Source organism: Paenibacillus sp. 22594, assembly GCF_052044425.1.
Classification (GTDB): Bacteria; Bacillota; Bacilli; order Paenibacillales; family Paenibacillaceae; genus Paenibacillus_AQ.
This window is the reverse complement of record NZ_JBQENA010000003.1, coordinates 515,631-535,246: the sequence shown is the minus strand read 5'-3', so window position 1 is coordinate 535,246 and position 19,616 is coordinate 515,631. Positions and strand designations below refer to the sequence as shown.

Genomic DNA, 19,616 nt, shown 5'->3' with positions numbered 1-19,616 from the left:
CCCAGACTGCCGCTGTTTTATTTAAATAATCTATCCGTTTAAGTAAACTGTTCAGTTGTTGAAATAGTGGCCTTCTTCGAGATCTGCGATCAGTCCGTGATGTTCTGGCCGCCAGTTCAGGCGTTCTTGGGTCAGTGCGCTCGATGTCGGGTTATCGCGCCCGGCAAAAGCGCCGAGAAATCCGAAGTGTGCGTCTGCCTCCTCACGCGGAATACTGACCACAGGCAGGTTCAGGTGGCGGCCGATGACACCGGCGATGTCACGGAATGGGATCCCTTCCTCTCCGGCCCCGTGCAGGCGTGATCCTGCCGGGGCGTGTTCCAGCGCCAGCCGGAAGAGCCGCGTCGCATCCAGCCGGTGTACCGCTGGCCAGCGGTTTGTGCCGTCTCCGATGTAAGCGGACACCCCCTTGTCACGGGCAATGGCAATCAGTGCATGGACGAAGCCCTTGTCTCCCTCTCCATGTACGGATGGTGAGAGACGGACGACTGAAGTCCGCACTCCGCGCTCAGCCAGTGCCATGGCCAAGCATTCTGATCCGCCCCGGGGCAATTCGGCGCGGGCCACAGTTTCTTCTGTTCCGGTTTGTCCCGGCGGGAGCAGCATGGAGAGGATCATTGTTCCTGAGGTGATGACAAACGGCTTGCCGGAGCCCTCAAGAGCTGCTCCAATCGTCTCGACGGCACGAAGATCGGTAGCGACGGCACCGGCATAGTCCGAGAAGTCGTGCTTGTAAGCAAGATGAATAACGCCGTCTGCTGTGGCGGCGCCGCTGCGCAGACTCTCGAGGTCGTCGAGCCCGCCGTGATGCACTTCCGCGCCAGCCGCCGACAATGCAGCGGCAGCCTTGTCCGTCCGGGCAAGTCCGACGACCTGATGTCCGGCGCCGATGAGTTCAGGGATGACTGCAGAACCGATGAAACCTGTTGCTCCGGTCACAAAAACACGCATAGAGAATTCCTCCTAAATGAAAATAAATACTTGCAATTGAAATGGTAAAGTATAGAGTGCACTCGATAGCAATAGGGCTAAAACCCATGCTACAATAAAAGTATGGAGAATAAATTTTCGAGCAAACAAGTTGCTGAAGAGACGGGACTAAGCATCCACACCCTGCGATATTATGAACAAATCGGATTAATTGACGGGATAGAAAGGGATGACAATGGATATCGCCTGTATTCCCAAGCCGATATTGTATGGTTTAAGGCTTTACATTACTTTCGGTCCATGGGAATGCCTGTACGGGAGATTCAGAAGTTAATGGCTGTAAAAAAGAGCGGGGTCTCAACCATAACGGCAAGACGTGAATTTATAGAAAATTACCGCGGGACAGTTATCGAGCAAAGGAAGGAACTGGATCTGAGGTTAGAAAAAGTCGATCAAAAAATCGATTTTTTCAAAAGACTAGAGTGCGCACAGCTGGAACTGGAGAGATAATGGAGACAAAGGTTACAGGTTCCTACATATGAAGTTTCAAGAAAAGCCCACCTTCGGGTTTTTCTTTTTTTTTGTTGGCTTACCCGGATTGCGGTATACATGAGCGTCTTAACAATCATCCTGGAAATTTTTCGACTTCCATATCAGTACAGTGACGAAGCAGTCCCTCCATCATGAGCGACAGGCTGGTTTCTCAAAATTTTTCAACAAAAAATGACTTGGGTAGGTTTTATTTAGGCGTATTGTTGTTTGTGATTTAGATAACATAAAGTTAACCTTATTCATAAATAATGTTAATTTTATGTCATTCATCGCTTAAATGGCTCTGATATAATTTCTGCTAGCTAGATGAAAGTAACAACTCAACCGGAACAAAATACTGAGGCAAAACTGATTTTCATTCCATAACGAGGATTAATTCAGTTAGCAAGCGAGTAAACATGCGAAAGCATCGCTTTATAGTAGGAGTGTGAGATATGAAAAAAGCATTATTGGCTTGTATTCTGATCATGTTGATGCTAGCATCGGCTTGTGGAAATGTTGAAACGACATCAAATCCAAATACTTCTAATGAGCCTACACCTGAAACGGAAGAGTCTATTATTCCAATAAACAAATCTGAATATTGTACTGTAGACCGTATAAGCTTGGATAGTGAAACTGAAAAATATCTCTATGGAACTTGGAAAGTTAAGAAGCTTTTAGGATTTGCCAATTCATATAATGATGCGTCTGAATATCCCACAGGGCAAAAATTTATTGGAGATGAAATTATAATCAAAAAAGACTTTTTTTCATCAAAAGGTCTTAAAAAATATAGTAAATATCAATATGAACTAAAAAATCCATTATATCAGAATATAGCGACGTGCTATAACTCCACCTCTTTTTATAGATTGTATAAAATAGATATCCCAGACTTAAATATAAATGATGAGGTAAAGGCAATAGATATAAGTGACCCTTCTACAAAAATGAGCATACCTGTAAGTGTAAGTTTTTTTGTTGTTAATAACGATAGGCTTATCTTGTTATCAGAGGCAACTATTTTTGAGCTTAAAAAAATTACTGATTAAACCAAGAAAGGTCAGCCTAAAGAGGCTGACCTTTTTTGGTTATGCCGTAAAACGATTAAACTACAGTGTATATACTGGATATTTGTGAGTATACTTCCTGCCGCTACAGTATACGTTTTGATACTAGATCACAATAATGTGCGTACTTCCAGAAATGTAGTGTATACATTAAACTGCCAGCATAAGCCATTTAGTACGCAACCCATTCAAAGGAGAGAATGACAATGACGAAGGAAACCATGAAAGCCGTAGGCCTGTATAAATATTTGCCCATTGAGAATCCGGAGAGTCTGATTGACGTGGAGTTGGAAAAGCCGAGCCCGACGGGCCGGGATCTGTTGGTGAGGGTACAGGCGATCTCTGTGAATCCTGTGGACTATAAAGTCCGTTCACCCAAAGATCGTGTGGAAAGTGTACCGAAAGTGCTGGGCTGGGATGTTGCGGGTGTGGTTGAACAGGTTGGCCCGGAATCCACTTTGTTCCGTGCTGGTGACGAAGTGTACTATGCCGGAAGCATTATACGTCCTGGTGGGAACAGCGAGTTTCATCTGGTGGATGAACGGATTGTTGGAGTGAAGCCGTCCACGCTGGACTTTGCGCAGGCTGCGGCTTTGCCGTTAACCTCGATTACCGCCTGGGAAAGCTTGTACGACCGGCTGGGCGTTTCCCTGAACAAGGCTGACAATGCAGACAAGACGCTTTTGATTATCGGAGCAGCGGGTGGTGTGGGATCGATTGCCATACAATTGGCGAAGAACTCTGGTCTGACGGTCGTTGGCACCGCATCCCGGCCTGAATCCGTGAGCTGGGCGAAGACACTTGGAGCGGATCACATCATCAATCATTTCGAGGCGTTCGTTCCGCAATTGAAGGCTGCCGGATTCGACCAAGTGGACTACGTGCTCTGCTTGAACAGCACCGGGAAGCACTGGGTGAATATGGCCGAGGCGATCGCACCGCAAGGCAAAATATGCTCGATTGTGGAGACGGATGAATTACTGAACCTGACCCTGCTGAAGAATAAAAGTGTCACGTTCGCCTGGGAATTGATGTTCACCCGCTCCACCTACCAAACGCCGGACATGATAGAGCAGCACAAGCTGCTGAATGAAGTGGCACGTCTCGTGGACGAAGGTGTGATCCGGACGACGACGAATGAAACGCTGAGGCCCATCAATGCAGAGAATCTGCGTAAGGCGCATGCCATGCTGGAAACGGAAAGAACGGTCGGTAAAGTGGTTTTGGAGGGATTCTGATGAGCGGCAGTATAGAAAAAATTCGATGCGCCAGTAACGGATCCTTTGATTGGGGCAAACTCGACCAGCTAACGGCGGAGAGTTGAACCGCATTTATGAAAAGGACGTGCATGATGCACGTCCTTTTGTCTGCAGATTGAGCCTCATGAACTGACTAGCGGGTAACGCCGTGGACGGAAGTTGCCAAGGTTAACCGGGAAGCCACCGTCAAGATTTCAACTGCCATCGACCAGCCCCTTAATCCGGCCCAGATCATTGCTGCACAGCACTTCGAGGCTGGCGGTGATCTTCTCCTTGCTCCAGTCCCACCATTTCAGCTCCAGCAGCAGGGTGATCAGTTCATCGTCGAAGCGTTTCCTGAGAATGCGTGCCGGATTCCCGCCAGCAATATGGTAGGGTGGCACATCCTTGGTTACGGTGGCGTTGGCTGCGATAATGGCTCCGTCGCCGATGGTTACCCCCGGCATAATCGTGGCGTTCTGGCCGATCCACACATCGTTGCCGATGACAGTATCCCCCTTATAGGGCAGGTCCGCCAGCTCTGGCGTAGCCTTCTCCCAGCCGCCGCCCATAATATTAAAGGGATAGGTCGTCACAGAATTCATACGGTGGTTGGCCCCGTTCATGATGAATTCGGTGCCACAGCCGATGGCGCAGAATTTGCCGATGATCAGCTGATCCCCGATGAATTCATAGTGGTGTGTTACCCGACTCTCGAAAGATACCGACTCGTTAGGATCATCGTAGTAAGAGTAATCTCCGGCGATGATGTCCGGGCGGGTGATGATATTTTTGATGAAACGGATTTGCTTAATCTTCGGGTTCGGGTGGATCGCATTCGGGTTCGGTCCTGTAGGAAGCATAAGCACACACCTTTCTTGAATTCATAGATATGCAGGATTAAGATCCAATCCATACTGTAATTCTTACATACATTAACAATAGATTGGTAGCTCCAAAGAAAAATTCGCTCCAGTTCTAATAAAGGGGGGATTAAATGTAATGGCCGTTCTATCAACTGGACCCATTGAGAATACTGCGGCTAGCGGTGTAAGACCAACACAGCAGGTGACAGTCAAGATCGATAACCGGGACTCTGTTGACGTATCGTCTATATTAATCCAAGGGTATAATTTGACCGTAACCCGGATGTTATATGTGAGCGAGCTGCTCACTGTTGCACCTGGCGAAGTGCTGACAAGAAACTATTATGCCGATCTGGATGCCTTTGAATTTGTCTTCACAACCGATGGTATTGCGGCAGAGCAGACGGAAGTTTCTGTATGGGGTAAAAATGCCGCCGGGCAGCTGGTTACCGCCCATAGGCTCGTCTTTGCCGAGCTTCTTGGCGACGAGGACGGGGTTGTCGCTGGTTCCGTCAATCGCATCTATGTTGCCAATTTCAACAGCAATAGTGTTACAGTGATCAATGGTGCAACGGGAGGGGTAGTTGATACTATTCCTGTTGGGGTTAATCCTGCGGGAGTAGCTGTGAATCCATTAACCAACCGGATCTATGTGGCGAATTTGAACAGTAACAACGTATCTGTCATTGAAGGGGCGACCCATACGGTAATTGCCACTGTTCCTGCCGGGAGTGGAGCGGGTGCGGCCGCGGTCAATACCTCCACCAATGCCATCTATGTGGCAAATTTTAATGATAATACTATTACTGTTATTGATGGATTGACCAACACGGTGATAACTACTATTATTCCTGCCGGTGGTTCGCCTTTTCCAACGGGGATCGGAGTGAATTCCTTAACTAATACTATTTATGTAGCTGAATTCAACTCGGATATCGTTACGGTCATTGACGGTGCTACGAATACGGTAATTACACAGATTCCCGTTCAGGTTAACCCTTTCAGGGTAGGGGTTAATCCTTTAACGAACCGGATTTATGTCTCGAACTTCACCAGCAACACGGTTTCCGTGATTGATGGGGCAACCAATACAGTCATTACTAACGTGCCCGTTGGCACGACTCCGGCTGAACTGGGAGTGAACTTATCTACAAATGCGATCTACGTTCCAAACCGGGATAGTGACAATGTGTCGGTGATTGGCGGATTAACGAATACGGTGATTACCACCACTCCGGTCGGGAATAACCCCAATGGAGCAGGGGCCAATCCATTGACGAACCGGATCTATATCACCAACCAGGACGATAATACGGTGTCAGTCATTGATGGGGTCACCCAAGCCGTGATTAGCATCATTCCGGTAGGCGCACGTCCGTTCTCGGTAGGCGTCAATCCGTAGCAGACGAGGGCAAGAAGCAACCAGCCTGAAGCCGGTACATGTTTTTACAATGGGCGGTGAGTGATATGGGAGAGGTTCATGCAGCAGAAGAAATCATGGAATTATTGTTAAACATGGACACGGGAAATTCAACACGCAGAATCCGTATTCCCGGCAAAGGCGAATTCACGATTGTCCTGCAAAAGGAAGACGATAGCTCCAATACAGCTATTATCCACAGCAGGGAAGCGGCGAGTGGAGCGCGTGCGCAGCCGGTTGATGTACCAAGGAATCCTTATCTGTAAAAAAATACAGTGAAACGGCGGTTCTGCCCGGAATGATCCGGGTGAACCGCCGTTTTCGCTTGAACTGGTATTTACTATACTACTCTTCGGAATGCGCGGCTTCGTCCTTAACTTCCTCGCGGAAGCCCTTAATGCTTTCTTTACGGCGTTCGTTCTTGGCTTCGATCTGTTCACGTTCTTTGCTGCTGATTTCAGAAGAAAATTCGTTCAAATAGTCTTCAGCTTCATGCAGGTTCTGCATGGTGTGCTGAATGCTTTGCTGTAAATGCTCAACATTGTCTGCCCGGTTATCCGGCTTTGCCATTGGTGGATCGCCTCCTGTGATTAGCGCGCCGCAAGGACGCTAACCTGTAGGTTGATCGTTGCCGGACGATTTTATGCATTATTTTTCCTTGGAATCCAACATTCTTATTCGTGCACCCGTTGATCCATAGTCTGCTTAATAAACATCCCGCGCATACCGCTTGGTTAACGACATTTCTTGTACATAATGATTCGCCGCGTCCACAGTCATGCCGCCGTGCTGCCGGATTACTGTCTTCAGTGCGGCATCTACCTCTTTGGCCATTTGCTGGGCATCTCCGCATACGTAGACATGTGCGCCTTCCTGAAGCCAGGCCCAGAGTTCGGCTCCATGCTCAAGGATGCGGTGCTGCACATAGATTTTGTCCGCCTGATCACGCGAAAAGGCGGTGTCCAGCCGATGCAGAAAGCCATCCTTCTGGAGAACTTCAAGCTCATCGCGGAAATAAAAATCACTGTCTTCCCGCTGTTCCCCGAAGATCAGCCAATTCTTGCCCTTGGCCCCGGATGCCTTGCGATCCTGCAGGAAGCCGCGGAACGGAGCGATGCCTGTACCCGGCCCGATCATAATCATCGGGGCATCGGGATTAGCCGGCGGGCGGAAATGGGCATTCTTTTGAATAAAAATGGGAATGTCCGTATCCTCTGTAACGAGGTCCGCGAGAAATGTGGAGCATACTCCCTTGCGGGTGTTGCCGTTGTTCTCGTAGCGAACGGTGGACACTGTAATATGGACCTCGTTCGGATTGGCTTTTGGGCTGGAAGAAATCGAATAGAGGCGGGGCTGCAAAGGCTTGAGCTGTTCCACAAGCTCCTGTGCGCTGAGGGAAACCGGATATTCCTGCAGCACATCGATCAGCTGACGGCCCCACAGCCATTGCTTGAGGTCCGCCTGGTTCTCATTGTCTAGCAGCCTGCTTAAGCAGCCATCCTGAGAGCGGTCCCGGATGAACCGGAGCATATCCGGTGTCACCCGGGCAATCTCGAAATGACGGAGTAGTGCTTCGGTTACCGGCATTTCTCCCTGGCCTTTGACCCTTACCGGGGTAGAGGGCTCAATGCCCAGCGTATGCAGTAGACTGCGGGCCAGATCTGGGCAATTGGCAGGCCACACGCCCAGCGCATCGCCGGCTTCGAACTGCACTCCGGCAGGCGTAAGGTCGAAGGCGTAGTGGCGGGTTTCTTTTTCAGATCCAGCCTTGTTCAGGTTCTGCTTGAACAGCAGCCGTGAAGGTACCGGGTGGTTCCGGTGATATCCGCGTGGTTCCGAACTTGGGGCAACCTGAGCGGATACGGCAAGCTGAGGGGACGAGTTACCGCTTGCTTCGGCAGGTATACTGGGCTTCGGGTTGCCTGCAAATCCGCTCAACAGTGCTGAGATGTCATTCGTCCATGCATCCACCTGTTCCTGAAAGTCTGTATCGCAATGGGCACAGTCAAGCAGCCGCTGCGCGCCAAGCTCCGTGAGACGGGTATCCAGATTCCGCCCGAAGCCGCAAAAGAGATCGTAATTGGAATCCCCGAAAGCGAGCACTGCATAATGCAGATCCTGAAGCTGTGGGGCATTCTCTGCCTTGAGCGATTGGAAGAAGCTTTCCCCATTGTCCGGAGGATCTCCGGCTCCGAAGGTACTGGCGATGAACAGGACAAACCGGTTCGCTGCCAGATCACTCACGGTATAATGATTCATATTTACGAGCCGCACATCATAACCGGCTTGCTGTAGCTTCTTGGCGCAGTCAATGGCTGCACCCTCCGCATTTCCGGTCTGTGAGGCCCATAGGATGGTTACGGGAAGCTTGGTTGTAGCGGTACTCTCCGGGAACGGGGCAGCCTCTAAAGGGGCCAAAGCCGATATCGATTCGGTCTGGGAGTAACCTTCTGCTCCGGGTACCGAAGTGCGGGAGAACATGCCCGCGAGCAGGCCATCCACAAAGAAGCGGGTGGGTGCTTCAAAAGGCGCGGTGGGCGGCAGAACCGGAATACCGGAAGCAGAGCGGCCAGCCTCGGTGCGCAGGCTTGTGATGAAGCCGGACAGATAAGCCTGTTCATGGCGATCCAGAGTCAGGGCTGCAGGGGCTTCAATCCCAAGCATGCCAGCGAGTGCGTCGAGCTGCTTCATCGTTATGGCCTCCTTCGGGCGGGCGGTCTCAGCGCTGGCTGGGGTTGAAGCCGGATTGCTGTCCATAACCGGCGTATGCGGTTCCCCGGCGGGCTGGCCAGCCGCCTTGACGAGTGACACAGCGCAGAATTTCAACTCGGGCTGTAAGGACATAGGGTCAACGGCATCATTGGTAACGTCATTGACCGCCAGCTGTGATCCAAAGACATCATTCCAGTGAAAAGGGGCAAAGCAGTTGCCGGGGCGCACACGGTCTGAAAGGACCGCCGGGAGAATGGCCAGCCCCCGCCGCGAACGCAGCTCCACCGGCTCCCGGTCTTTAATTCCCAGCACCTCTGCGTCTTGCGGGTGAATTTCCACAAAGGGTCCCGGGTTCAATTTATTGAGCTTCGGAACCTTGCCTGTTTTGGTCAGCGTATGCCACTGGTGCTGCAAGCGGCCGGAATTCAGCACAAAGGAATACTCGCTGTCCGGCATCTCTGCAGGCGGCATATACGGACGTGCCCAGAATACGGCTTTCCCGTTTTCTGTCGGGAACACGATATCCGGAGAACTGTCATTTGGACGCTCACTTCCTGCAATGCTGCCCTGAAGGTTCAAATACCGTATTGGGTTCCGGTCGTTCGGCTGATCCGGCGCACTAGGCCATTGTACTGGTGTCTCCCGAAGCCGTGCGTAGGTCGCCCCGCGCAGGTCATATCCTGTTTTCGGATTCCAGGCTTGCTGGATTTCCGCATAGACCTCTGCCGAAGAAGAGTAGGAAAAAGCCTCCGCATAGCCCATTTCAGCGGCGACCCGGGCGATAAGCTGCCAGTCCGGCATGGCCTCTCCGGGCGGCTCGACGGCTTGCTGCATCAGGGTCAGGTTGCGCTCCGAATTAATCATCACCCCTTCGCCTTCAGCCCATAAGGCTCCGGGCAGGAGGATATCCGCATACCGGTTGGTCTCGGTATCCAGGAAGCTGTCCTGGGTAATGACCAGCTCAGCCGCTTCGAGGGCAGCGATGACCTTCTTGCGGTTGGGGACGGTAGCCACCGGATTGGTACAGATGATCCAGCAGGCTTTGATCTTGCCTGTGATCATGCTTTCGAACATGGAGATGGTGCCGCCGCTAACATCCGTTCGAAGAGTGCCTTGGGGAATTTCCCACAGCTTCTCTATGAAACTGCGGTCAGCCTCAGACACCAGAGAACGCTGCCCGGGCAAGCCAGGCCCCATGTAGCCCATCTCCCGCCCGCCCATGGCATTGGGCTGGCCGGTGAGTGAGAAGGGGCCGCTCCCCGGACGGCAGATGGCTCCTGTAGCCAGATGCAGGTTGCAGATGGCATTGGTGTGCCAGGTGCCGTGAATGCTCTGGTTGAGACCCATAGTCCAGCAAGACATCCACTCCGGCGCCTCACCGATCCAATCGGCCGCCTGCCGGATATCCGCTTCCGGGATGCCGGTAATTTCGGAGACTTTATCCGGCGGATAGTCCTCCAGGAATGCCTCCATACTCTCAAAACCCGAGGTGAACCGGGCGATAAAGTCCGGATCTGTATGTCCGTTCTTTACAAGTAAATGCAGTAGCCCGTTCAGCAGGGCGAGATCCGTTCCGGGTCTGATCTGCATGAACAGGTCTGCTTTCTCCGCAGTAGCCGTTCGCCGGGGGTCCACGACAATCAGCTTGGCTCCGCTCTTGACCCGGTCCATCATCCGCAGGAACAGAATCGGATGACAATCGGCCATATTGGCGCCGATAACGAAGAACAGATCCGTTTGATCCATATCCTGATAAGAACCCGGAGGCCCATCCGCTCCCAGGGAGAGCTTGTAGCCGTTGCCGGCACCTGCCATACACAGACGTGAATTGGACTCAATATTCGGTGTCCGGATGAAGCCCTTGGCCAGCTTGTTAATCAGGTACTGGGCTTCCAGCGACATTTGACCCGATACATAGACGGAGAGGGCATCCGGGCCGTGTTCCTCCAGAATGCTGCGCAGCCGCTGCGCGGTATCGCGGATGGCTGCATTGATTTCCGTTTTTACAGGTTCATTCCCCCGGGAAGGGCGGCTGTAGGCATACTCCATCCGGCCGGATTCGGTGATCGCGGCTGCTGCCGTACTGCCTTTGGTGCACAGCCGGCCGAAGTTGGCCGGATGCTCCTTGTCTCCGGTGATTTTGACCACCCGGTTATCCGATACTTCGAGTACGATCCCGCAGCCAACCCCGCAGTATGGACAGACGCTTTTGATTAAGCCAGTTGTCATGTGAGTTCACCGCCTCGAAGTTTTCTGTACAAGCGGATTAGAAATTAACCCCTGATTCCGCCTTCGCCCAGGATTTTCTCCAGGATCTGGTGACCGCGAAAAAGATAAGGGTGGTAAGGAGCACAATGGAGCCGACCACCAGAAATCCGGTGACCTGTGAGCCTGTGGACTGCTTCAGCGGGCCCAGGACATACGTCGGCAGCAAATATCCGCCAAGACCTCCGGCAGCACCGACAATTCCGGTAATGACTCCGATCTCGCTGGAGAAGCGCTGAGGGATGATCTGAAAGACCGAGCCGTTCCCCATCCCGAGGCAGGCCATCATCACGCTGGTATAGAGCAGCATCACCAGGAATGAGCCGGGCATGGATGCAATGGCAAACGCACATACCGAAATGACACTGTACAGAACAAGAAGCAGCCGCATGCCGCCAATCCGGTCCGCGATCCAGCCGCCTAAAGGCCGGAAGAAGCTGCCCGCAATAACGGTGATGGTGACCAGGTATCCCACCTGAATTTTGGTCAGGCCCCCGGAGTGTACACCGTCGCCGTACACATCATAGAAGAAGATGCTCGCATAGTTGGCGAATCCGACAAATCCGCCAAAGGTAATGGCATAGAACATCGAGAACCACCAGGTATCCGCATGTCTGAAGACGCTGAGGTAGTTTTTAAGCGGCTTGGGTGCAGGGGCATTCGGGGCGTCTTTAGCCAATATGGCAAAGAGAATCATAACGATTGCCAGAGGAATCAGCGCGATCCCGAATACACTATGCCATCCGTAAGCCTGGGCGATCTGCGGTCCGAAAAAGGTAGCCAGCGCGGTTCCGCTGTTCCCTGCACCCGCAATGCCCATCGCCAGCCCCTGATATTGCGGTGGGTACCAGCGGCTTGCAAGAGACAGCGATACGGCAAAGCTTGCACCTGCAAAACCGAGCAGGAATCCGATCATATGAATCTGCAGCAGGCTGGTACCGCCCAGCCAGCCCCACAGAAGAGGGATAATGGTGAGGAACATCCCGAGCAGGCCTGCTTTTTTACTGCCAATGCGGTCAGCCAGGATACCCATTGGAATCCGGAATATCGAGCCGCCGAGGATCGGAATGGCGACCATGGCCGCCTTTTGGGTATCCGATAATCCGAAGTCCTTGGTAATGTAGAGCGATAGAGCTCCGCACAGCACCCAAATCATAAAGCTTACGTCAAAGTACAAAAAAGCTGAGAACAAACTCGGGGCATGACCCGCCTTGCGAAAACTCTTTGCTTCCATTGCTGACATCCTCCTTTAAATGAACCCCAAGTAAGTGAATCGACAAAAAAGGGCCGACTGACAGAACCCGCAGACTCGCGGATCTTGTTAATCGGCCCCGTTGCCAATTGCAGCCACGTCATCGTGACTGACTGTATAAGTGATGTAAGAATACCGGTGCAACAAGCTATCCCCCACAGCATTGTGGGCAGAAACCGCCTGCGTCCTTCGTTGACACAATGTTGTGTCGTTGAAATCTTATATTGTCAATATAATTAGCTCGATAAGAAATGTCAACAACTATAACATAAAAATTTAAAAATATTAATTTTTATGCTTATAATAGCCTAATTAATGGATTTTGTGTTATATAATCTAACATAAACTATGCAGGTCTTTGCTGCCTCTCAAGAGAGCTGCACATAAAATGAAGTAGACTCCCCGGCCACACTTTTGGCATATATCTTCCCCTTGTGCTGATCCACGATCGACTTCGCAATAGCAAGGCCCAGGCCGTAGCCGCCCTGCTTGCGCGCTCTGGAAGTATCTGTACGGTAGAAGCGGTCGAAGATGCGGGTCAAATGCTCGGCGGCAATGCCATCCCCCGTGTTCGAGACGCACAGCAGCACATCGGTATTCTGTTTTTTTAACGTGACCGCTACCGAGCCCTTGGGGTTGGTGTATTTCACGGCGTTATCGAGAAGAATCATGACCACCTGCATGAGCTGCTCGCTGTTGCCCTGCACGGTCAGGTCCGGTTCGATGTCATAGTCGAAAGAGATGTGCTTCTCAAAAATGACGGCCTCCATGGTCAAAATGATATTTTCTACGGCATCGCTCATATTGAACCTGCTGTGGATCATGCTTGTCCGGGTATCGTCCATTTCCGTCAGATACAGCAGGTCATTGGTCAGCCGGGTCATCCGCTCTGTCTCCGATTTGATATACTGCAGCCACTTCGCCTGATTGCGGATTATATCGTCACTGTTCGACAGCAGCACGTCGGCATTGGTATTGATGATCGTCAGCGGTGTCTTCAGCTCATGGGAGGCATCGGCGATGAACTGCTTCTGCTTGTCAAAGGCTTCCCGGACCGGTGCAATCGAGCGGTTAGCGAAGAAGCGGCTGGTGAAGTAGAGAATGATCAGCATCAGAAGGCCGACAGCAGTGAAGGTATAGATTAGGTTGGTAAGGATTTTCTGCTGGGCGGTGATATCCAGGAAGACAATGATTTCCCCGCCGCCAACATGCTTGACCGTGAAGATCCACCGGCTGTCATCCAGGGTGAAGCGTCCGATGTCCTTGCCTATGCTAAGGGCCTCCTTCAGCGCAGCCGTATAGAATTCCTCGTCCATTGTAAATTTGGATTCCTTATCGATCAGCTTCCCGGTTGAGTCGGTAGTCACCGTGAAGGAAATGGAGCGCTCCGGCGGCTGATTGTCGCCCTCCATCGGCCCGTTGTCTTTGAGCGGAATTCCGTCAGCGAAGCCTGGATGCCCTGCATCGCCCGGGCCCTTCTGCTGGTAGTCCGCAATCCGGTGCAGATCCATATTAATGTCGTTTTTCACATTCAGGTACATGATCACATAGATCGTGGCGAAGGCAATCAGCATCATCACAGAGATGGTGGTCAGATTAAGAATTAAGAACCGGTTTCTGAGCTTTGTGAACATCAGCGGGTCACCTCTAATACATAGCCGACGTTTCGGATCGTGTTAATGCGTACCTCCGAGTTCAGGAAGGTCAGTTTTTTTCGCAAAAAAGAGATGTATACCTCCACATTATTATGCTCTGCCTCGGAGTCGAAGCCCCACAGTTTCTCGATGATCTGCTCCTTCGAGGTTACAGCCTGCTTCCTCAGGATCAGCAGCTCCAGCAGCTCGTTCTCCTTCAGATTCAGCTTGATCTCCTTACCCTTTACAGAGAGCCGCAGGTTCGCCGTATTCAGCTCCATATCCCCCAGCTTCAGGGCATCATCCGGGATGACCTCTCCTTTGCGCCGCAGCGCCGCACGTATTCTGGCCATCAGCTCCTCCGACGAGAAGGGCTTGGCGATATAATCATCGGCTCCATAATCAAGCCCTGTCACCATATCGGTAATCTCACCTTTGGCGGTCAGCATGATAACAGGCGTGGATACGCCTTCGCCGCGGAGCTTCTTCAGCACAGTGATTCCATCCATTTCCGGCAACATAATATCCAGCAGCAGCAGGTCATAGATCCCGCTCTGTGCATAGTCCAGCCCCGATCTTCCGTCATGGACCGCGTCCACGGAATAATTCTGTTTCTTCAATATTTGAGTCAAGGCTTCCGCCAGATGCACTTCGTCTTCCACTATTAATATCCTCATGGGTATGCCCATCCTCTGCATCGAAAGTTTGCTGATTACTCAAGTCATTATAACAAGATTACCTTTAACCAACCTTAACCGGATTTTCTGTGCAGGTAGCGCTATAGATGAAAGAATCCTGGGAGCACAGCCCATTTGTTAAGCCAATGTAAAAAGATCAAAGGGGTGTAAACTCATTTAAGATTCATTAAAGGTTCCGGGACTAAGATACATTCATAAGCAAGCGGGACACATGGAACACACACATACAGCACGCATAAGCACTTATGGAGCACTCCACTACGAAAGGATCTGAGCCCTATGGCGATTGAGGTATTCAACCGATACGAGAACAAATATCTGCTCGATCATACCGCTTATCTGAAACTCTACTATGATCTGCTGGAATATATGGAGCCGGACGATTACAACAAGCAGCATGAATTCTACCCGATTACGAATCTTTATTATGACACCGCTCATGATTCCCTGATCCGCAGCAGCCTGGCCAAGCCGAAATACAAGGAAAAGCTCCGCATAAGAGCTTACGGCACTCCGAACCAGGACACCAAGGTGTATCTGGAAATTAAGAAAAAGGTGTTCGGCCTGGTCAATAAAAGAAGAACCTCGCTTAAGCTGCAGGAGGCCTACGATTTCGTCGCCACAGGCGTGGAGCCGGGATTCAAGGATTACATGAACAAGCAGGTGATCGGGGAGATCAAGTACATGCTAACCCGGTACGATCTGCAGCCCAAGCTGTATCTGTCCTATGACCGCAAAGCGCTTTTCTGCAAAAATAACCGTGATTTGCGGATTACCTTCGATACGAATATCCGAAGCCGGCGGTACGATGTGAAGCTGGAGCGCGGTCCATATGGCGAACTTCTGCTGGAACCGGGGCGATGGCTAATGGAAGTGAAGGCCGAGAAGACGATTCCGGTCTGGCTGGCGAAAATGCTCTCGGAGCACCAAATGTACCGCACCAGCTTTTCCAAATACGGCAATGAATATAAAAAAATGCTCAAGAACAGCAAAATAGAAACGGAGAGTGCCCTTTATGCTTGACTCTATTTTCTCAGCCACTACAGCGACTACAGAATTAACCTTTATCCACGCGATTCTAACCATACTTATAGCGATTGCACTCGGCGGAATAATCAGCTTCACCTATATGAAGACCAATCCGGGGGGATATTCGCAAAGCTTCACGCTGACGATGGTCCTGCTGCCGGTGATTGTGGCAATCATTATTCTGCTGATTGGCAGCAACGTAGCCCGCGCCTTCAGCCTTGCCGGTGCCTTCTCGATTATCCGCTTCCGCAGCGCGCCTGGCGATCCGAAGGACATCACATTTGTTCTGTTCACCATGGCTTCGGGCCTGGCCTGCGGGGTCGGTTCCTTCGGCTACGCGATACTGTTCACCCTCATTCTCTGCGTGCTGATGTTCATCCTGAACCGCACCGGCTTCGGTGTAAGAAAGTCGCAGCAGAAGACGCTGAAGGTGACCATTCCCGAGGATTTGGGGTATGAAGAGGCTTTTGCCGAAGTGTTCGAGAAATTCAATGTCCGCTATGAGCTGAAAAAGATTAGAACCACCGAGCTGGGCAGCTTATACGAGCTGGTCTACGACGTTACGATTGATGAGTACACGAGCCAGAAGGAACTCCTGGATGCGGTCCGCACCCGGAACGGCAATCTCGATCTGTCGCTGACCATGAGTCCAACCACCACGGAGTACTAAATCGAAGGGAACGATGATATATGAAGAATTTCATTACAGGAAGCAAGATAGGGATGGTGCTGCTGAGCGCGGTACTTATGACGGCGTGCAGCACAACTTCTGGAGCGAATACCAATACCACGAACAGTGCGGCAACAGGTACAGCTGTTACAACCAGTGCACAGAGCGGAACCACTGCTGCTGTAGCTCTGGCAAACGTCAAGACGACCGACCTGGTAGAGTATGACGAAGACGATACCACTACAGACTGGACGGCAGATGCTTCAACCGATATTACCCTCGCAGGGACGACAGCGGAGATCGAAGGTGCTGGCGCTACAGCCAAGGATGGATCGGTAACGATCACCGAAGCGGGAACTTATATCCTCACCGGGTCACTAAGTGACGGGCAGATTATTGTGGATGAGCAGGCCAAAGGAACCGTTCGGCTGGTGCTGAACGGTGTGAACCTGAAGGATAGCGACAGTGCTCCTGTCAACATTAAGGAAGCGGGCAAGGTTGTGATCACTCTGCAAGAAGGTACGGAGAACAGCGTCTCAGACGGGGCGACCTATGTGTTCGCCGATAGTACCACGGATGAACCCGGTGCGGCTGTCTTCAGCAAAGCTGATCTGACGATTAACGGAACCGGCAAGCTGACGGTTACCGGAAGTTACAAGGACGGTATTTCCAGCAAGGATGACCTGAAAATTGTGGGCGGCACCCTGAATATTACGGCAGCAGATGACGGAATCGTGGGCAAGGATCTGGTAGCGGTGAAGGACGGAAATATTACCGTCAAGGCAGAAGGCGACGGTATCAAGTCCACCAATGACGAGGATACAGCCAAAGGCTTCGTGGCGATTGCAGCCGGAACCTTCGATATTACGGCAGGCAACGATGGAATTCAGTCGGAGACGGCGGAAGTGATTGACGGCGGAACATTTAACATCGTGACGAATGGTGGTTATGAGAACGCAGCGGCGAAGACGGGTGAGCAAGGTCCGGGCGGTATGGGCATGGGCGGAGGTAAGGATGGCTTCGGCGATCAGGGTGCGGTAGACGGAACCTCAGCAGCATCATCCGATGCTACTCCGGCGAAAACTGCGGCTGCAGCTGCGACGGATACAGCATCGGTGAGTACAGCGTCAGTGACTACAGCATCAGTGACTACAGCAGTGGCAACCACCACAACGGCTGAAACGGAATCTACGAGCGCCAAAGGATTGAAATCCGGCGGAGACCTTACTGTGAATGGCGGCAGCTTCACACTTAACTCTGCAGATGATGCTCTGCACAGCAACGGCAATGTCTCCGTTACGGACGGCGAATTCAAGATAACTGCGGGAGATGACGGCATCCATGCAGACAGCCTGACCTCCTTGTCCGGCGGCACCATCGATATTACCAAGAGTTATGAAGGTATTGAAGGCGGCAATATCACGATTGCCGGCGGAGAAATCCACGTAGTCGCTTCCGAGGACGGTGTGAACGTTTCTGGCGGAAATGACGCGAATGCTGCACAGGGAACCGCGCAGCAGGATCAGTTCACCAGCTCCGGCAGCAACATGCTTACGATCAGCGGGGGAACGATAACCGTTGATTCCACCGGTGACGGCCTGGATTCCAACGGATCATTCACCATGACAGGCGGAACCGCCATTGTTAATGGTCCTACCAATGACGGCAACGGCCCGCTGGATTATGACGGTACCTTCGATATGACCGGCGGCTTCCTGGTCGCTGCGGGCAGCGCCGGCATGGCCCAGGCACCAAGCGAGGATTCCAGCCAGTACTCGGTCAGCATGAGCTTCACGGCAGATCAGCAGGCAGGCACTCTGGTTCATCTGGAGGACAGCGACGGCAACACCATCCTGACCTTCGCACCCTCCAAGAATTTCCGCTCAGTCGTTGTCAGCTCCCCCGATCTGAAGAAGGGCGGATCGTATACCCTCTCAACAGGCGGCACCTCAACAGGCACCGCAGTGAACGGATTGTACACAGACGGCGAGTACAGCGGAGGCACTCAGGTAGTAGCATTCGACATCTCCAGCAGCGTAACCTGGCTTAACGAATCAGGTGTCACAACGGCTAACACCGGCCGTGGCCCTGGTGGTGGTGGCTTTAGTGGCGGCGGTGGCGCCAGAGCGGATCGCGGCGACGCTGGCGGTACACCACCTCAAGGCGGAACAGGCGGCACCCCGCCAGACGCTCCGAGTGAAGCTACAAATTAAATAACAGCTAACAATAATAAGCGGCCCATCTCCAGGTTAAAGGAGGTGGGCCGCTTTCTTTGCTGCTCAACTGAGCAATGAACAGCTATTGGAAAGCGCGAAGGCTGAAGATATTCCCTTTCGTAGCCTGATTAACCATAGTTAGGGTATTGAATAAATGGAAAATAAATCTGATAAGTATTAGGTATTTATTCATTATCACTTCTGTGGTTTCGTTAACGCAGTAGAAAAGTACATAAAGATTTATCGTTTGACTGCAGGATATCGTATCGTGAGCTTATCGGAGCTGAAAAGTCGGAGGGAATAGATGTCATCAAAAAACTGGTATTCAAAGAGGATGAAGTCGAGCGCCTGCGAACAAAAATAGGACAGGTGAGCCATTGATACCGTAGCCTGTTCACTTTTAATGTTCCCGTAGTGCGCTGCCTGTATGTGAAAAGCGATTGGAATGCTGTTAATCATGCCATATGTATGGGATTTAAACATTTAACTCCTACGAAATGATTTAGTTTTCTCACGCAGGCTCATGAATTCGTAGGATTTCACCTTTATTTAAGTGTGAGATAAGAAGTAAACAGAGGAGGAGGCGGCTTGGGACAACTGTAAGGGCATGCAACAATAAAGGTGAGATTGGATCACCCAATTTGTTCCATACTCTGCACATCTTCATGTCGCCCCTAGCGATTTCCGCTCCCATGTCTCGACGGATTTAACGGGAAACGTTAGTGAAACAACAGCGGCAGAATAGGACTTTATTTATCAAGTCTTGTTCTGCCGCTGCTTCATTTAATGGATCAGTCTAAAACTTATTTTTTTAACTGACGATTCTTCAGTTCAAACAGTTACAACTATACAAAGATTGCGTAAAAGGCGGGTAGAGTGGCTATGAGTTGCTGTATCGTCCCTTCCCCTACGTCTAGAATAATATCCTCTGCAAACGGTATTTGTAGTTCAAGATACTGCAGGCTGCACTCGATGTTGTGCCGTTTACCACTTTGTCGGTTCTCAGAGCCCGCAAATGGGTTCAAAACAATAAATATTAACGGTTGTTGTAAAAAATGCTTTTTACACTCCTTAAATATGAA

General features: G+C 51.2%; 15 protein-coding genes. 8 read left to right on the top strand and 7 right to left on the bottom strand.

The genetic code is table 11. The features are described 5' to 3' along the window. Positions 1 to 51: 51 nt before the first annotated feature. The gene (locus ACTJKB_RS13105; RefSeq protein ID WP_440834487.1) at positions 52 to 951 is read right to left on the bottom strand and encodes an SDR family oxidoreductase; all 900 of its coding nucleotides are present in this window, start codon (positions 949 to 951) and stop codon (positions 52 to 54) included. 102 nt (positions 952 to 1,053) lie between these two features. Here ACTJKB_RS13105 and ACTJKB_RS13100 point away from each other — a divergent pair, with 102 nt between their 5' ends. The 3 genes from ACTJKB_RS13100 to ACTJKB_RS13090 all read left to right on the top strand — a co-directional run bounded on the left by ACTJKB_RS13100 (position 1,054) and on the right by ACTJKB_RS13090 (position 3,772). After that, the gene (locus tag ACTJKB_RS13100; protein ID WP_440834486.1) at positions 1,054 to 1,440 is read left to right on the top strand and encodes a MerR family transcriptional regulator; all 387 of its coding nucleotides are present in this window, start codon (positions 1,054 to 1,056) and stop codon (positions 1,438 to 1,440) included. Positions 1,441 to 1,916: 476 nt separating this feature from the next. Then, positions 1,917 to 2,516: a hypothetical protein gene (locus ACTJKB_RS13095; RefSeq protein WP_440834485.1), complete on the top strand. Its 600-nt coding sequence runs from the start codon at positions 1,917 to 1,919 to the stop codon at positions 2,514 to 2,516. A gap of 224 nt (positions 2,517 to 2,740) precedes the next feature. Continuing rightward, the gene (locus tag ACTJKB_RS13090) at positions 2,741 to 3,772 is read left to right on the top strand and encodes a zinc-binding alcohol dehydrogenase family protein (RefSeq protein ID WP_440834484.1); all 1,032 of its coding nucleotides are present in this window, start codon (positions 2,741 to 2,743) and stop codon (positions 3,770 to 3,772) included. Between the two features lie 215 nt (positions 3,773 to 3,987). On the opposite strand, the gene ACTJKB_RS13085 is transcribed toward ACTJKB_RS13090, so the two are convergent. Then, on the bottom strand, positions 3,988 to 4,635 hold the full coding sequence (locus tag ACTJKB_RS13085) for a Vat family streptogramin A O-acetyltransferase (RefSeq protein WP_440834482.1): 648 nt from the start codon (positions 4,633 to 4,635) through the stop codon (positions 3,988 to 3,990). Between the two features lie 139 nt (positions 4,636 to 4,774). On the opposite strand from ACTJKB_RS13085, the gene ACTJKB_RS13080 reads away from it, so the two are divergent. Beyond that, on the top strand, positions 4,775 to 6,040 hold the full coding sequence (locus ACTJKB_RS13080; protein WP_440834481.1) for a YVTN family beta-propeller repeat-containing protein: 1,266 nt from the start codon (positions 4,775 to 4,777) through the stop codon (positions 6,038 to 6,040). A gap of 95 nt (positions 6,041 to 6,135) precedes the next feature. Beyond that, positions 6,136 to 6,324 carry a hypothetical protein gene (locus ACTJKB_RS13075; protein WP_440834480.1) on the top strand — a complete coding sequence of 63 codons (189 nt, stop codon included), beginning with the start codon at positions 6,136 to 6,138 and terminating at the stop codon, positions 6,322 to 6,324. Positions 6,325 to 6,403: 79 nt separating this feature from the next. Here ACTJKB_RS13075 and tlp read toward each other — a convergent pair whose 3' ends face one another. The 5 genes from tlp to ACTJKB_RS13050 form a co-directional block, all read right to left on the bottom strand. Next, the gene (tlp, locus tag ACTJKB_RS13070) at positions 6,404 to 6,628 is read right to left on the bottom strand and encodes a small acid-soluble spore protein Tlp (protein WP_074088328.1); all 225 of its coding nucleotides are present in this window, start codon (positions 6,626 to 6,628) and stop codon (positions 6,404 to 6,406) included. 135 nt (positions 6,629 to 6,763) lie between these two features. Further along, positions 6,764 to 10,999 (bottom strand): sulfite reductase subunit alpha, encoded by a 4,236-nt coding sequence (locus tag ACTJKB_RS13065; protein ID WP_440834479.1) that lies wholly within the window; start codon positions 10,997 to 10,999, stop codon positions 6,764 to 6,766. Between the two features lie 37 nt (positions 11,000 to 11,036). Next, positions 11,037 to 12,269 (bottom strand): MFS transporter, encoded by a 1,233-nt coding sequence (locus ACTJKB_RS13060; RefSeq protein WP_440834478.1) that lies wholly within the window; start codon positions 12,267 to 12,269, stop codon positions 11,037 to 11,039. A 386-nt stretch (positions 12,270 to 12,655) separates the two neighbouring features. Next, on the bottom strand, positions 12,656 to 13,921 hold the full coding sequence (locus ACTJKB_RS13055) for a sensor histidine kinase (protein WP_440834476.1): 1,266 nt from the start codon (positions 13,919 to 13,921) through the stop codon (positions 12,656 to 12,658). Further along, the gene (locus ACTJKB_RS13050; protein WP_074110201.1) at positions 13,921 to 14,598 is read right to left on the bottom strand and encodes a response regulator transcription factor; all 678 of its coding nucleotides are present in this window, start codon (positions 14,596 to 14,598) and stop codon (positions 13,921 to 13,923) included. Before ACTJKB_RS13050 ends, ACTJKB_RS13055 begins: the two co-directional genes overlap by 1 nt. A gap of 300 nt (positions 14,599 to 14,898) precedes the next feature. On the opposite strand from ACTJKB_RS13050, the gene ACTJKB_RS13045 reads away from it, so the two are divergent. Genes ACTJKB_RS13045 through ACTJKB_RS13035 form a run of 3 tightly spaced genes read left to right on the top strand, consistent with a single transcriptional unit; the run spans position 14,899 to position 18,531 of the window. Further along, positions 14,899 to 15,642 (top strand): polyphosphate polymerase domain-containing protein, encoded by a 744-nt coding sequence (locus ACTJKB_RS13045; protein ID WP_440834474.1) that lies wholly within the window; start codon positions 14,899 to 14,901, stop codon positions 15,640 to 15,642. After that, the gene (locus tag ACTJKB_RS13040; RefSeq protein ID WP_440834473.1) at positions 15,635 to 16,318 is read left to right on the top strand and encodes a DUF4956 domain-containing protein; all 684 of its coding nucleotides are present in this window, start codon (positions 15,635 to 15,637) and stop codon (positions 16,316 to 16,318) included. Before ACTJKB_RS13045 ends, ACTJKB_RS13040 begins: the two co-directional genes overlap by 8 nt. A gap of 20 nt (positions 16,319 to 16,338) precedes the next feature. Then, entirely contained in the window at positions 16,339 to 18,531 is a 2,193-nt protein-coding gene (locus ACTJKB_RS13035; RefSeq protein WP_440834471.1) for a carbohydrate-binding domain-containing protein, read from the top strand. The last annotated feature ends 1,085 nt before the right edge of the window (positions 18,532 to 19,616 follow it).